Below are 12,966 nucleotides of genomic sequence, written 5' to 3' on the forward strand. Positions count from 1 at the left end.
ATCGCGGCATCCCTCACAAATCGGCAAGTTTGACCTTGTCCTCCCGCACCGGCCCCTTAAATGCCAAACCATGCGTAGCCTTGACGATATCCGCGAAGAGTACGAGTTCCTCGACGGCGACGAACGCTACCGCCTCCTCATCGAACTGGGCCGCGAGCTCGACGACATGCCCGATGCGCTCAAGACCGACGCGACCAAGGTGCGCGGCTGTTCGGCCAGCGTCTGGGTCTATCCCATGGCGAAGGACGACGGCACGCTGCACTTCCTGGCGGACAGCAACGCGGCGATCACCAAGGGCATCGTCTCGCTCGTCATATCCTCGGTGCAGGACAAGCCCGCCGCCGAGGTCGCCGCAACCGACATTGCCGCGGCGCTCGGGCCGTTCGACCTGAAGAACCAGCTTTCGTCGAACCGCACCCAGGGCGTGCCCAACATGATCGCGCTGATCCGCGAGACCGCGGGACGCTACGCGCAAGGCGCATGAAGCGGATTACGCGCCCGGTCTGGATGACGGCGGGGATATTCTTCGTCGCGCTGGGCACGGTAGGCATTTTCCTGCCACTGCTGCCCACGGTCGTGTTCTACCTGCTGGCCGCCTGGTGCTTTTCCCAGAGCCATCCCGAATGGGCAGAGAGGCTCTACAACCACCCCACCCATGGCCACCACTTGCGCGAATGGCGCGATCGCCGGGCGATCAGCCGCAAGGGCAAGGTGGCGGCGATCCTCGCGATGAGCGCAAGCGTCGGCTTCGTGGGGCTGACGCTCGGCTGGCCCTGGGTGCTGATCCCGGTGGCCGTCCTCGCGGTGATCGGCCCGTGGATCTGGACGCGGAACGAATAGGCCCGGTTCAGGCCTTCCCCGCACCCGCTTTCGCCCCAGCCTTTGCCGCAGCCATCTGCGCCGCCATCTGCGGCGTGAATTCGCCGCGATAGCCTTCCCCCTTGTCGAGCGTGCCGAACATCCAGTCGTAGAGCAGCGTGATCGTGGCGAAGTTTCCGCCTGTGAAGCGCGCATGGTGGTTGTGATGCATCACCGAGGCATAGTTGAGATAGCGGAACGGGAAGCGGTCCGTCTCCCACAAGTCGTGGTTGTGCAGGTTGATCTGGTTGAAGGCGACCCAGGTCACCACGACCGTCACGACGTGGAACGTGCCCATGACCTGCGCGAGGCCGAAGATCGTCGCGACATAGAGACCCAGCCCGATCGCGATCTCCAGCGGGTGGATATAGCTCGCATCCCAGCGACAGGGATTGTGCTGGCGGTGGTGGATGGCGTGCATCCACTTGAGCGGCCCCGCCCCGCCGAACAGCGCGCTGTCATGAAACAGGAAGCGGTGCGTGAGGTAGTAGAAGAAGTCATAGACCATCAGGATCACGACGACATCGCGCAGCACCCGCCACCAGGGCTGCGCCTCGGCGGTAAGGCAGAACGGCAGGATACCGCCGAAGATGACCACGATGAAGAGCACCGACCACTTGCGGTTCCACTTCTGGTTGCCCGAATAGCTCGGCTTTTCCATCTTGCGGCGAAAGGCCTCCGCATTTCGCGCCGCTTCGTCCCGCAGCGTGGGCACGACATGGGCAATCAGCTTGCCGAGCATGGAGGCGGCGATGATCCCGAGACCGGTGATCAGCGAAAGCTGCCAGTGGTAGTTCTCGGCAAGCGCGGAAATGAGCGTCGAGTTCATCGGCAATCCTGCATGTTGTGTGCCCGTGGGCAGCACATACCTTTGCGGCATTTATGAGTGATGGAAACTCATAGCGAAAACAGCGTTCTCGATCAATCGCCAGAACCGCGGCCCGTGCCGCATGCCGAATACGCCCGCTAGGACGGATCGACATGCGGCCCTGACGGCCTGCAAATGGCGCTTTTCCGCGCTTCCGGTGCTCACGTACCAAAAGTACGCTGCGCTCCGGATCCCGTAAAAACACCATTTTCGGCTCGCCATCTTCTGAATGTCGATCCGTCCTAGTCCGCCGTCTCGCGCAGCACCGCCACGCCTCGCGCGCGCTGTTCGCGGAGTTCCCGCTTCAGGATCGCCGGATCGCGCGCAACGACGAATCCGAAGCTGACCCCGCCTTCCTTGCCGATGGTCGCATGGTGCAGCTTGTGCGCCTGTACCAGCCGCTTGGCGTAGCCGCGCCTGGGAACCCAGCGGAAATAGCGCTGGTGCACCAGCCCGTCATGGATCAGCGTATAGATCACGCCGTAGATCAGCACGCCGAGGCCGATCCACGTCCCCGGCGTCCAGGCCGCATCACCCATCACCATCGGCGAGCCGAGCGCGAACATCGCGATGCTGATCGCCGCGCCCACCAGCGCATAGAGATCGTTCTTCTCCAGGGCATGGTCGTGCGGCTCGTGATGGTCGCGGTGCCAGGCCCAGCCGAAGCCATGCATGACGTACTTGTGGCTCGACCATGCGACCAGTTCCATCGCGGCGACAGTGGCGAGCACTATGAGGAAGGCGACAAGCGGCGACATGATGCGGTCCATAGCACCACCCGGGCCGCTCGCCTATCGCGCCGGGCGAAAGCGAGAGCGGGGAAGCACGTCAGACAAACAGGCGCAGACATCCTAAACCGGGGGGAAAAGACCTGCCTGCGCCTGAAGTATGCCTATCGTGCTCCCCCTCCCTTCGGGTCGCGGCGGCATGATACCTCTTTCCGGGCGCGACTCTTAATTACAAATGCCGACATATCTGTGACCGGCGAGTCTCCTGCCGTTCATGTTCAGAGCCATAATTCTGAATGCACGGGATCTGATCCCGCTGACGACACATCCAAGGAGATCCGAATGTCCAGGTTTACCCGTTTTCTCGCCCCTGCCCTCGCCCTCTCGCTGGGACTGGGCGCAGCCCTTCCCGCCTCTGCCGCAGAGCCTACCCGTGCGCAGTCGGGCCAGATCCATCACGCGTCGCAAAAGGCCGACTTCCGCAAGGCCCAGGCCCGCAAGGACGGGCTGCGCCATTCCCATGCGCACGCCAGCAAGCAGCACGACTGCAAGCACGGCAAGCACATGGCGATGAAGGACAACCACCGTCACGACCGGCACGATTCCCGCGGCCACGAGCACAAGCACGGTGATCGCCAGAACCGCGACGGCCGCCGGGGTTGATCGGATATTGCGCGACAAGGCGCGCTCGTACCGCTTGAATTGCGGAGCGGGCGCGCCTAATCGCGCCCTACTATGACCAAGAACCCGCGCACGCTGTACCAGAAGATCTGGGATGCCCATGTCGTCGACACGCGCGACGACGGTACCTGCCTCATCTACATCGACCGGCACCTCGTCCATGAAGTGACGAGCCCGCAGGCCTTCGAGGGCCTTCGCACCGCCGGCCGTCCGGTACGCCGCCCCGACCTTACGCTCGCGGTTCCCGACCACAACCTGCCGACCACGGCGCGCCGCGACGCGGCCGGCAAGGTGCTGCCGATCGAGGACCCCGAAAGCGCGACCCAGCTTGCGGCACTGCGCAAGAACGCGCCCGAATTCGGCATCCGCTACATCGACGCGACCGACCGTGAGCAGGGCATCGTCCACGTTGTCGGCCCCGAGCAGGGGTTCTCGCTGCCCGGCGCGACGATTGTCTGCGGCGACAGCCACACCGCCTGCCACGGCGGCGTGGGCGCACTGGCCTTCGGCATCGGCACGACCGAGGTCGAGCACGTGCTGGCGACGCAGACCTTGCTGCTCAAGCAATCGAAGACCATGGAAGTGCGCGTCGAGGGCAAGCTCGGTGCCGGCGTCACGCCCAAGGACGTGATCCTGCACGTGATCGGTGTGATCGGCACTGCCGGCGGCACCGGCTACGTGATCGAGTATCGCGGCAACGTGTTCGAGGAAATGTCGATCGAAGGCCGTCTCACCGTGTGCAACATGTCGATCGAGGGCGGCGCCCGCGCCGGTCTCGTCGCGCCCGACGAGAAGACCTTCGAATACATCAAGGGCCGCCCCTATGCCCCCACCGGCGATGACTGGGACAAGGCCGTGGCCTGGTGGAAGAGCCTGGCGACCGATGAAGGCGCCACGTTCGACAAGTCCGTCTCGATCCGCGCCGAGGACATCCAGCCGACGGTGACCTGGGGCACCAGCCCCGAGGACACCAGCGCCATCGGCGGCGTCGTGCCCGCGCCCGAGGATTTCGCCGATGCCTCCAAGCGCGAGGCGGTCAAGGTCAGCCTCGACTACATGGGCCTCACGCCTGGCACCAAGCTCACCGACGTTGAAGTGCAGAACGTCTTCATCGGCTCGTGCACCAACAGCCGCATCGAGGACATCCGCGCCGCTGCCGAAGTGCTCAAGGGCCGCCACAAGGCCGACAACGTGAAGTGGGCGATCGTCGTGCCCGGTTCCGGTCTCGTCAAGGCACAGGCCGAGGCCGAGGGGCTCGACAAGATCATCACCGATGCCGGGCTCGAATGGCGCGAGCCGGGCTGTTCGGCCTGCCTTGCGATGAACCCGGACAAGGTCCCGGCGGGCGAGCGCTGCGCCTCGACCAGCAACCGCAACTTCACCGGCCGCCAGGGCCCCGGCAGCCGCACCCACCTCATGAGCCCGGCCATGGCCGCCGCCGCCGCGGTCACCGGCAAGCTGACAGACGTGCGCGAACTGGTAGGATAAAGAGCATGGCAGACGAACCTGAAGACACCTCGCTGGCCGGCAAGGCCGCCCTCGCCGCCGGTGCCGCCATCGGATCGGCCGCGATTGCCGCCGCCCTGCTTTTCGTGAAGCGCCGCAAGGCGCGCAATGCGGCCGATACGCCGCCGCCCCACCCCGAGGACGCACCCGAGACCGATTGATGGAACCGATCAACCACGTGGCCGGCCGTGCCATTCCCTTCGGCCGCAAGAACGTCGACACCGACGCCATCATCCCCGCCCACTGGCTCAAGACCATCACCCGCGAGGGTCTGGGCAAGGGCGCTTTCGAGGCGGTCAAGAAAGAGCCGGGCAACGTCTTCGCCGATCCGGACTATGCGGGCGCGCCGATCCTGATCGCGGGCGACAACTTCGGCTGCGGATCGAGCCGTGAACACGCGGCCTGGGCCCTGCTCGACATGGGCGTGAAGTGCGTGATCGCGCCGAGCTTTTCGGACATCTTTTCCGGCAATGCCTTCAAGAACGGTATCCTGACCGCCGCGTTGCCGCAGGAAGCGATCGACCGGCTGATGGAAGTCGCGAAGACCGATCCAATCGACGTCGACCTGGAGACGCAGACCGTCACCACCCCGTTCCAGGACCGCTTCACCTTCGACATCGATCCGTTCCGCAAGCATTGCCTTGAAAACGGTCTCGACGAAGTGGGGCTTACCATGGCGCAGGGCGATGCGATCAGCGCGCACGAAGCCAAGGCCCGGGCCCAGATGCCCTTCCTCGCCCGGACGCCGGCGACGGTGGATTGATCCGGACGCGGGATCGCGCCCCGACTGATATTGCGCTCCGCAACGGCGATTGCCGGACTTATAGTTGCGAATCGGGATTGAACCGGAACAACGCGCACTTTATCGCCGTTATTCAAATAAGGGGCCCCAGACCGTCTGGGATCTATTCACTCGAGGACTTTCGATGACGAGTTTTCAGGACCGCGAACGCGCCGAAGAAGCCAAATTCGCCCACGACTCCGACACCCAGTTCCGTATCCAGGCCCGCCGCAACCGTCTGGTCGGCGAATGGGCGGCCGAACGCATGCAGCTCTCGCAGGCCGAGACCGAAGCCTATGCCAAGGCCGTGGTCCAGGCCGATTTCGAGGAAGCGGGCGACGAGGACGTGATCCGCAAGCTGCTGGGCGACCTGACCGCGGCGGGCGTCGACACCAGCGAATCCGAAGTGCGGGCCGCGCTCGAAGCCAAGCAGGTCGAAGCGCGCCGCGCTTTCCTCGGCGAAGCCTGATACTGCAAGGGCCCGGCCCCTGCCGGGTCCCGACACCTGATTTTCGGAGACCGTCCATGGCGATGCCCGCCAACGAGATCGAATCGCTGATCCGCGCAGCCCTGCCCGACGCGCAGGTGTCGATCACCGATCTTGCCGGAGACGGCGACCACTATGCCGCGCATGTCGTCTCCGCCGCGTTTGCTGGCAAGCCGCGCGTGGCCCAGCACAAGATGGTCTACGAAGCGCTGGGCGGACGCATGGGCGGTGAACTCCATGCCTTGCAACTGACGACCGCCGTACCCAACTGAGCGTCAGGAACACCGAAGAAGGCCCCATCAATGTCCGACGTCAACGCCCGTATCGGCGAAATCGTAAGCAAGAACGACATCGTCCTGTTCATGAAGGGAACCCCGCTGTTTCCGCAGTGCGGTTTCTCCAGCCGGGCGATCGCGATCCTCGAACACCTCGGCGTGCCCTACGAGAGCGTCGACGTGTTGCAGGACATGGACATCCGCCAGGGCATCAAGGCCTTCTCGGAATGGCCGACGATCCCCCAGCTCTACGTGAAGGGCGAATTCGTCGGCGGCAGCGACATCATGATGGAAATGTTCGAGGCTGGCGAGTTGCACCAGCTCATGACCGACGCCGGCATCGCCGCGCAGGGCTGACAGGCCCGGCGACAGCGCCACGACCGAACAAGGCCCGGATGGCTTCGCGCCTGCCGGGCTTTTTTCATGCCCGCATGCCGCGTCGCGACCTGACGCTGTCGACGCGCGCCGATGACACCGGTGCGGATCGGGCCCTGGCCTGCTTTGCGATGTCTGGAAGAATTCTCGGGGAGGCGGGACCGGGAGACTGCTCGGCCCCGCCTCTATCGAGACTACTTTGGGGTACGGGAATTTATAAGCACGGACCGTGCCAGATTGGATTTTCCTCAGAGTTCCGACATTCCGCCAGAAGCAGGACGTTCCTACGGCATCCCATGTGTAAAGCACCCCGACACGGAGCCGCTTCTCGCCCGGCATCGATTTTCCGCTTGCCTGCAGGCAACAGGCGGGCAAGACCGCTGGTATGCCGTTGACCACCCCTTCCGACCAGCCGATGCCCGCCGATGCTCCCAGCGTAGTTCCCGCCGCAACCGTCGTGATCTTCCGCCGGCCGCGAAGCGGCGAGGCGCCCGAACTGCTGATGGTACAACGCGCGCACGAGATGCGCTTTGCCGGCGGCGCGGCGGTATTCCCTGGCGGCCGGGTGGACCCTGCCGACCGGGACCTGGCGCGCCGCCTCCTGCCCGACGAAGCCGAGGAAATCGCCGCCGCGCGCATCGCCGCCATCCGTGAAACGCTGGAGGAAACCGGCCTGGTGATCGCGACACGTGCACCTGTCAGCGCATCCGACGCTGCGGCGGCGCGGCGCATGCTGATCGAAACCGGCGAACTCGCACCGGTCCTCGACCACTTCGGCTGGGAACTGGTTCCCGAACGCCTCACCTTCTACGCGCACTGGTGCCCCTTGTGGGACAAGGCCTTCGACACCCGCTTCTTCGTGACCGACCTCGGTACCGGCGCAGTCGACGTCGCGGTAGACGAAACGGAGAACACCCATCTGTTCTGGACCAGTGCCGCCGGCGCGCTGGAGATGGCGGATCGCGGCGAGATCAGCGTGATCTTCCCGACCCGCCGCAATCTGGAACGGCTTGCTCAATATGCGAGCTTTGCCGAAGCGCTGGCCGAGATCGCGGCCCACCCGGTTTCACGCATCCATCCCGGCACCGAACACCGCGCCGACGGCGAGTGGCTCGTCATTCCCGACGGCCACGGCTATCCGGTGCTGGGCCAGCCAAAGGCGACCGCGCGGCGCGGCTAGGCCGCGACCGCAGCCCGTCCTCCCGCGATCAGGCCGGCACGACGGCCGGCCCCTCCACCTTGGGCCCGGTCGCACCGTAGAGCCCCAGGACGATCGCCACCACGAAGAAGCCCGTGATCGCACTGATCGCAAGGTCGTAGCTGCCGGTCATCGAGAATACCCTGGCCGAGCCGACCACGCCGAGTGCAATGAAAGGCAGCCCGATGAGCGTATTGAGGCCGAAACCACGGCTGTAGCTTGCCTGTCCGAAAGTATCCGAAAGCCCGCGCCCCAGCGTCGGGATCGCGCCCGCACCGTGCATGCCTATCAGGCCGATCACGATCGCGGCGACGGTGAAGGGCGGGTGCTGCAGCAGGATCAGCCACAGGACCGCGCAGTTGAACCCGATCAGCGCCAGCGAGCGCCCGCCGCCCAGCTTGTCGGCCACCCAGCCGAACAGCACCGAGCCCGCGATCCCGACCAGCGACATGATCGACTGCAACAGCGCCGCCTCCGGCCGCGAAAAGCCCCAGGACACGCCCATCGGCACGAGCAGCGAACCCAGCAGCACCGAACTGGTCATGCTGGCAATGCCCGCCAGGCACAGCGCCCAGAAGCGCGGGCGGGCAAGCAACTGGCCGATCGAGAAGGAGCCGTCCGCGGTACGCTTTTCCGCCGGTTCGGGCGCCAGCGTTTCGTCATGGCTGGGCGGGTGGTCCACCGTCAGCAGAATCAGCGGCACCAGCAGCACCGCCGCGATCGTGCCGATCGCCGCATAGAGCGTAGTGGGCGCGTAATGTCCCAGCGCCCGCTCCAGGGTCCAGGGCACGATGGCGATCACCACCGGCAGGTGCACGATGCCCAGTGCCAGGCCGCGATTGCGATGGAACCATCGCGTCACCAGCGTCGCCGGCCCGATCGAACCGGCCAGGCTCATCGCCGGCCCGAAGCACAGGCCATAGGCGATCAGGTAGAAGGCATAGCTGTTGGTGAAAGCCAGCAGGAAGTACCCCGCCACGGTCAGCAGCGCGCCGACCATCAACAGCAGACGCAGCGAAAAACGGGCGATCAACACGCCGACGAACGGCGCAAGGATGGATGAGCCCACCAGCACCAGCGGAATGCCGATGGCGGCCTCCTCGCCGCTGACACCGAGCCGCTGCTCGATCGAGGCCAGCATGAGGCCGAAAGAGCCCATGATCGTGCCGATGACGATATTGTGCGAAACCCCCGCGATCACGCCCATGCGCACGGCAAGGGGGTGGTTCGGAGCATCGCCTTCAGGAACGGCTGGGGAATGGGCCAAGTCTCTCTCCCGATGTGTTCTGTGAGCCGGTCTGGACGCCGGTTGTATACGATCGGGGAGTGTGAGGCGCAAAAGCCAGCTTGGCCAGCACTATTTCGTCACGTGTGCGAGAATTCGCATGTGCGACATTTTCACGTCGGCGCTTGCGGCTGGACGATAGTGCGGGAACCGTGCGGAACGCACGTTGGAGATCCTCGGGCCCGAAGGCAACAGCGGGCCTTCAGGCCCGTTGCCGAGGCAGTCCGGCCCGGTGGATACTGGCGAGATGGTCGACGACCGGGCCGTAGATCGGCCGATCGAACTCGACTCCCGAAAGGTCACCTCTGATCCAGCGGACCACGCCCGACAGGCCTTCCATCCCGTCCGCCTTCAGCACCACGCGCGCACCAACCCTGAAGAAGATACCGCGCATCCGCACGCGGCACCCGCCTTCGGAAATATCCGAAACCTCGCCTGTGTCGCGCAAGCCGCTTTGGGTGCGGCATTGCACGGCCATCGATATCGGCCGCCGGACAGAACGCCTGCGAGAGATGGGGCGAAACATGGGGCCGAATGTGACAGAAACTGGTTAATCATGATTTAACCACGCGGCTGGCGGTCCATGTCCGGCCCCGGGCCGGGCCCCGCTCCCTAGTCTGCGGGACGCAGCATCGCCTCGCGCAACCGGGCCAGATCGGCATCGCTGAACCCGAGAACCTGCTTCATGTAGCCAGCCGAGCCGCCATAGGTAGCATCGAGGTAGGTGAAGAACTGCACCAGATGCGATTGTCCGCTCGGCGCATAGAGCGGCTCCGCCCTGGCGTCCTCGTCCTTATAGGACTTGGCATAGTGCTGCGCGATCGGGTTGTTCGGATAGTCCGCCGGATCGTACCGCGGCATCTCCCAATAGGGCCGCCGCAGCGCGGTCGAGAGGTGATAGTCGGCCAGGATCGTCTCGCGATCGACCCCCAGCATGTCGTAGAGCAGCGCGGTGGCGACGCCCGTGCGGTCCTGCCCGGCGGAGCAGTGATAGAGCACAGCGCCCTGCCCGTCCTCGCCCGCCGTCATGATCCGGCGGTAGAGCGAGCGGTATTGCGGCGCGAGCAGCTTCTCCATGCCTTCGTAGATGTGCTCGCCCTTGCGCGCCATCATCGGCCCCATCAGTACCTTGATGGAATAGTCATTGGATACGAACAGCGCGCCTTCGCGGTCGTCGATCGTATCGGGATTGATCTCGCGCTCCTCCAGCGAGCGCAAGTCCACCACGGTGCCGATATGGAGCTGGTCGACAAGGCCAAGATCGGCGGGCGTCAACATCGGCTCCGCGCCGGAACGGAACACCTTGCCCCAGCGCACGACCATGCCGTCCTTCGTCACGTAGCCGCCGATGTCGCGAAAATTGCTACCCTGCTCCAGCGTCAGCGCCCGTTCGGCGGCAACGTGGGTCGTGCCCCCGGCCGTCTTCAGGATGACGTACCTGCGCTCCGAACCCGGCAGCACGATCTCCAGTTTGCGCGCCTTCGTCTTGTCGGCGACGAGGCTGTCGGACGCATCGAGCCGGGTATCCGCACTGAGCCAGACCGACACCGGCGCTGCCCCCTCGCGGTCGAGTTCGACATGCCCGGCATCGAGACGGATGACTGTGGCCAGTTCGCGGGCCTGGGCACCCGGGGCGGCCAGCGCCACAAGCCCCGCAAGGGCAAGAGCACCGGAAAAGACAATACGCATCGGCTGTATCTCCCATTCATGCCACGGTGCCTGCAAAGGCACTCTGCTTCGTTCGCGATAGCCTAGTCCTGGTTCATGACGCTAATGAGCCGCCCGCCTTCCCGCCGCCGCGATATTCATGCGGTGCGATCGGTCATGCCGGGCCGCGCTGGACCAAAGGCCGCGCGCACCTGGCTGCACGTGCAAATTCCAGGCTGAAGACGGTCTGCTTCTTGGCTGCGCTTGCGATGGATTGGATGACCGAAATGTCGGGGGGAGCGGACATTTAGTCCGACCAAAAACCCCAGCCATCCGCACGTCCGTTGTGCCGATTTGCTAGCGTCCCGAGCAAATCTTCCGTTTCGGTAATCTGAGCGCAGCTAGGCGTCATCACCTTCGACACCGTCACGTCCAAATCGTCCATGTCAGCGTCGGTCGTATTCACTGCAGCAAAGCCCGCTTCCGAGCAGGCTTGAATGAAATTGTGCGCGTCGCGTTCAGTTGTAAAAACATGCGAGAAGTCAACAGTTCGTTCGACGTCCAAATCAACGCCTCGATTCCTCATTCCGCGAAGCACTTCCGCATTTTCATCAAAGAATGTCACGACGTGAGATTGCCAGCGTAGCTCAACGTCCGCAATGTCGGCGTGTCCGGAAAGGCCGCTTATACGCAAGAATGGCCAATAGCTGCCATGGGGGCACGCGCCCGGATTAGTCCGCGAACATCCCAGCGTGCTGTTCGCGCAGCAGCTTTTTCTGGATCTTGCCCATGGTGTTGCGCGGCAGCGCGTCCATGGTGAGGATCGCCTTGGGCACCTTGAAGGCGGCAAGGTCCTTGCGCATCGCCTCGCGCACGGCCTCGGCATCGAAATCGCCGATGGGCTTGACCACCGCGACCACCGCTTCGCCGAAATCGGGATGCGGCACGCCGATCACCGCTGCTTCGGCCACGTCTTCCCGATCGTCCAGCAGCGCCTCGACTTCGGCGGGATAGACGTTGAGCCCGCCCGAGATGATCAGGTCCTTCTCGCGCCCGACGAGCTGGACGTAGCCGTCGCTGTCGATGAAGCCCATGTCGCCGGTGATGAAATAGCCGTCGGGCCGGAACTCGGCCGCGGTCTTTTCGGGCATCTGCCAGTAGCCCTTGAAGACGTTGGGGCCTTTCACCTCGACAATGCCGACCTCGCCCTGCGGCAGGACCTTGCCCGTCTCGAACTCGGCAATGCGCAGCGACACGCCGGGCAGCGGCGGGCCGACATAGCCCGCACGGCGCTCGCCCTCATAGGGGTTCGAGGTCAGCATGCCGGTTTCGGTCATGCCGTAGCGTTCGAGCACGCGGTGCCCGCAGCGATCCTCGAAAGCGCGGTGGATGTCGGCCGAAAGCGGAGCGGAGCCGGAAATGAACAGCCGCATGTTGGCCGCGCTCTCGCGGGTAAAGGCGGGATCGCCCAGCAGGCGGATATAGAACGTCGGCACGCCCATCAGCACCGTGCTGTCCGCCATCAGTTCGATCACGCGGCCGCTCTCGAACCTGGGCAGGAACACCATGGAAGCGCCCGAGAACAGCACGCAGTGGACCGCGATGAACAGCCCGTGGACGTGGAAGATCGGCAGCGCGTGGATCAGCCGGTCCTGCGGCGTGAAGCGCCAGAAATCGATCAGCATCTCGCCGTTGGAGGCCAGATTGTCCTGCGTCAGCATCGCCCCCTTGGGCTTGCCGGTCGTGCCCGAGGTATAGAGGATCGCGGCCACATCGTCGCCCGCACGCGGCACCGGCGGCGCTTCGGGTTCGGGCAGGTCGACAAAAAGCCCGGCCAGCGTCGTCACCTGCATGGCCCCGCCGCCGATCCGCCCGAACAGCTCCACCGATTGATCGCGGCACACCGCCAGCACCGGCGTTGCATCGGTGGCGAAATAGTCGAGTTCGCTCTCGGTATAGTCCACGTTGAGCGGCAGATAGATCGCGCCAGCCCGGATCGTCGCGAAATAGAGGATCAGCGTCTCGACGTTCTTGTCGGTCTGCACCAGCACCCGCTCGCCCGGCGCGACGCCCAGCGCCTGCAACCTGCCCGCCAGCCGCCCGGCCATCGCCTCGATCTCGCCATAGGTCCAGGCGCGCGTGCCGTCCTCGACGAGGACCTTGTCGGCGAAACGCCCGAAACTCTGCGCAAATCGTGAATAGAGATCGCCTGCCACGTCGTGTCCTCTCCCCGGGCCATACCGGCGCATCCCTTGCGCACGCCGCTCGAAACCGTCC

General features: G+C 64.8%; 17 protein-coding genes. 10 read left to right on the forward strand and 7 right to left on the reverse strand.

From position 1 onward, the window contains the following. Nucleotides 1–70: 70 nt before the first annotated feature. Nucleotides 71–484, forward strand: a complete 414-nt coding sequence (locus tag NZK81_RS04825) for a SufE family protein (protein ID WP_260044407.1) — start codon at nt 71–73, stop codon at nt 482–484. Beyond that, nucleotides 481–840 (forward strand): YbaN family protein, encoded by a 360-nt coding sequence (locus tag NZK81_RS04830; protein ID WP_260044409.1) that lies wholly within the window; start codon nt 481–483, stop codon nt 838–840. The genes NZK81_RS04825 and NZK81_RS04830 overlap by 4 nt, the downstream gene beginning before the upstream one ends. Before the next feature lie 7 nt (nt 841–847). Here NZK81_RS04830 and NZK81_RS04835 read toward each other — a convergent pair whose 3' ends face one another. Together NZK81_RS04835 and NZK81_RS04840 are read right to left on the reverse strand one after the other, a co-directional pair. Next, nucleotides 848–1,687, reverse strand: coding sequence for a sterol desaturase family protein (locus NZK81_RS04835; RefSeq protein ID WP_260044411.1), 840 nt, complete (start codon nt 1,685–1,687; stop codon nt 848–850). A gap of 281 nt (nt 1,688–1,968) precedes the next feature. Continuing rightward, nucleotides 1,969–2,484 carry a sterol desaturase family protein gene (locus tag NZK81_RS04840; RefSeq protein WP_260044715.1) on the reverse strand — a complete coding sequence of 172 codons (516 nt, stop codon included), beginning with the start codon at nt 2,482–2,484 and terminating at the stop codon, nt 1,969–1,971. A 312-nt stretch (nt 2,485–2,796) separates the two neighbouring features. On the opposite strand from NZK81_RS04840, the gene NZK81_RS04845 reads away from it, so the two are divergent. The 8 genes from NZK81_RS04845 (at nt 2,797) to NZK81_RS04880 (ending at nt 7,739) form a co-directional block, all read left to right on the forward strand. After that, nucleotides 2,797–3,117: a hypothetical protein gene (locus NZK81_RS04845; protein ID WP_260044414.1), complete on the forward strand. Its 321-nt coding sequence runs from the start codon at nt 2,797–2,799 to the stop codon at nt 3,115–3,117. A 72-nt stretch (nt 3,118–3,189) separates the two neighbouring features. After that, a complete protein-coding gene (gene leuC, locus NZK81_RS04850) occupies nt 3,190–4,623 on the forward strand; it encodes a 3-isopropylmalate dehydratase large subunit (protein WP_260044415.1) in 1,434 nt (477 codons plus the stop codon). Nucleotides 4,624–4,628: 5 nt separating this feature from the next. Continuing rightward, on the forward strand, nt 4,629–4,802 hold the full coding sequence (locus tag NZK81_RS04855) for a hypothetical protein (RefSeq protein ID WP_260044417.1): 174 nt from the start codon (nt 4,629–4,631) through the stop codon (nt 4,800–4,802). After that, a complete protein-coding gene (leuD, locus tag NZK81_RS04860; RefSeq protein WP_260044419.1) occupies nt 4,802–5,404 on the forward strand; it encodes a 3-isopropylmalate dehydratase small subunit in 603 nt (200 codons plus the stop codon). Before NZK81_RS04855 ends, leuD begins: the two co-directional genes overlap by 1 nt. Nucleotides 5,405–5,567: 163 nt before the next feature. Next, a complete protein-coding gene (locus NZK81_RS04865) occupies nt 5,568–5,891 on the forward strand; it encodes a DUF1476 domain-containing protein (RefSeq protein ID WP_260044421.1) in 324 nt (107 codons plus the stop codon). Nucleotides 5,892–5,947: 56 nt separating this feature from the next. Further along, nucleotides 5,948–6,181, forward strand: a complete 234-nt coding sequence (locus NZK81_RS04870; protein ID WP_260044424.1) for a BolA family protein — start codon at nt 5,948–5,950, stop codon at nt 6,179–6,181. Nucleotides 6,182–6,211: 30 nt separating this feature from the next. After that, nucleotides 6,212–6,541: a Grx4 family monothiol glutaredoxin gene (grxD, locus tag NZK81_RS04875; protein ID WP_260044426.1), complete on the forward strand. Its 330-nt coding sequence runs from the start codon at nt 6,212–6,214 to the stop codon at nt 6,539–6,541. Between the two features lie 403 nt (nt 6,542–6,944). Then, the gene (locus NZK81_RS04880; protein WP_260044428.1) at nt 6,945–7,739 is read left to right on the forward strand and encodes an NUDIX hydrolase; all 795 of its coding nucleotides are present in this window, start codon (nt 6,945–6,947) and stop codon (nt 7,737–7,739) included. A 28-nt stretch (nt 7,740–7,767) separates the two neighbouring features. On the opposite strand, the gene NZK81_RS04885 is transcribed toward NZK81_RS04880, so the two are convergent. From NZK81_RS04885 to NZK81_RS04905, 5 genes are all read right to left on the reverse strand, one after another. Continuing rightward, the gene (locus NZK81_RS04885; protein WP_260044431.1) at nt 7,768–9,024 is read right to left on the reverse strand and encodes an MFS transporter; all 1,257 of its coding nucleotides are present in this window, start codon (nt 9,022–9,024) and stop codon (nt 7,768–7,770) included. Nucleotides 9,025–9,244: 220 nt separating this feature from the next. After that, a complete protein-coding gene (locus NZK81_RS04890) occupies nt 9,245–9,568 on the reverse strand; it encodes a PilZ domain-containing protein (RefSeq protein ID WP_260044433.1) in 324 nt (107 codons plus the stop codon). 86 nt (nt 9,569–9,654) lie between these two features. Next, entirely contained in the window at nt 9,655–10,731 is a 1,077-nt protein-coding gene (locus tag NZK81_RS04895) for a tyrosine-protein phosphatase (protein ID WP_260044435.1), read from the reverse strand. 265 nt (nt 10,732–10,996) lie between these two features. Next, nucleotides 10,997–11,314, reverse strand: a complete 318-nt coding sequence (locus tag NZK81_RS04900; protein WP_260044437.1) for a ribonuclease E inhibitor RraB — start codon at nt 11,312–11,314, stop codon at nt 10,997–10,999. A gap of 106 nt (nt 11,315–11,420) precedes the next feature. Further along, nucleotides 11,421–12,905, reverse strand: a complete 1,485-nt coding sequence (locus NZK81_RS04905; protein WP_260044439.1) for an AMP-binding protein — start codon at nt 12,903–12,905, stop codon at nt 11,421–11,423. Nucleotides 12,906–12,966: the final 61 nt, after the last annotated feature.

It is taken from the genome of Novosphingobium mangrovisedimenti, from assembly GCF_025153475.1.
GTDB lineage: Bacteria > Pseudomonadota > Alphaproteobacteria > Sphingomonadales > Sphingomonadaceae > Novosphingobium > Novosphingobium mangrovi_A.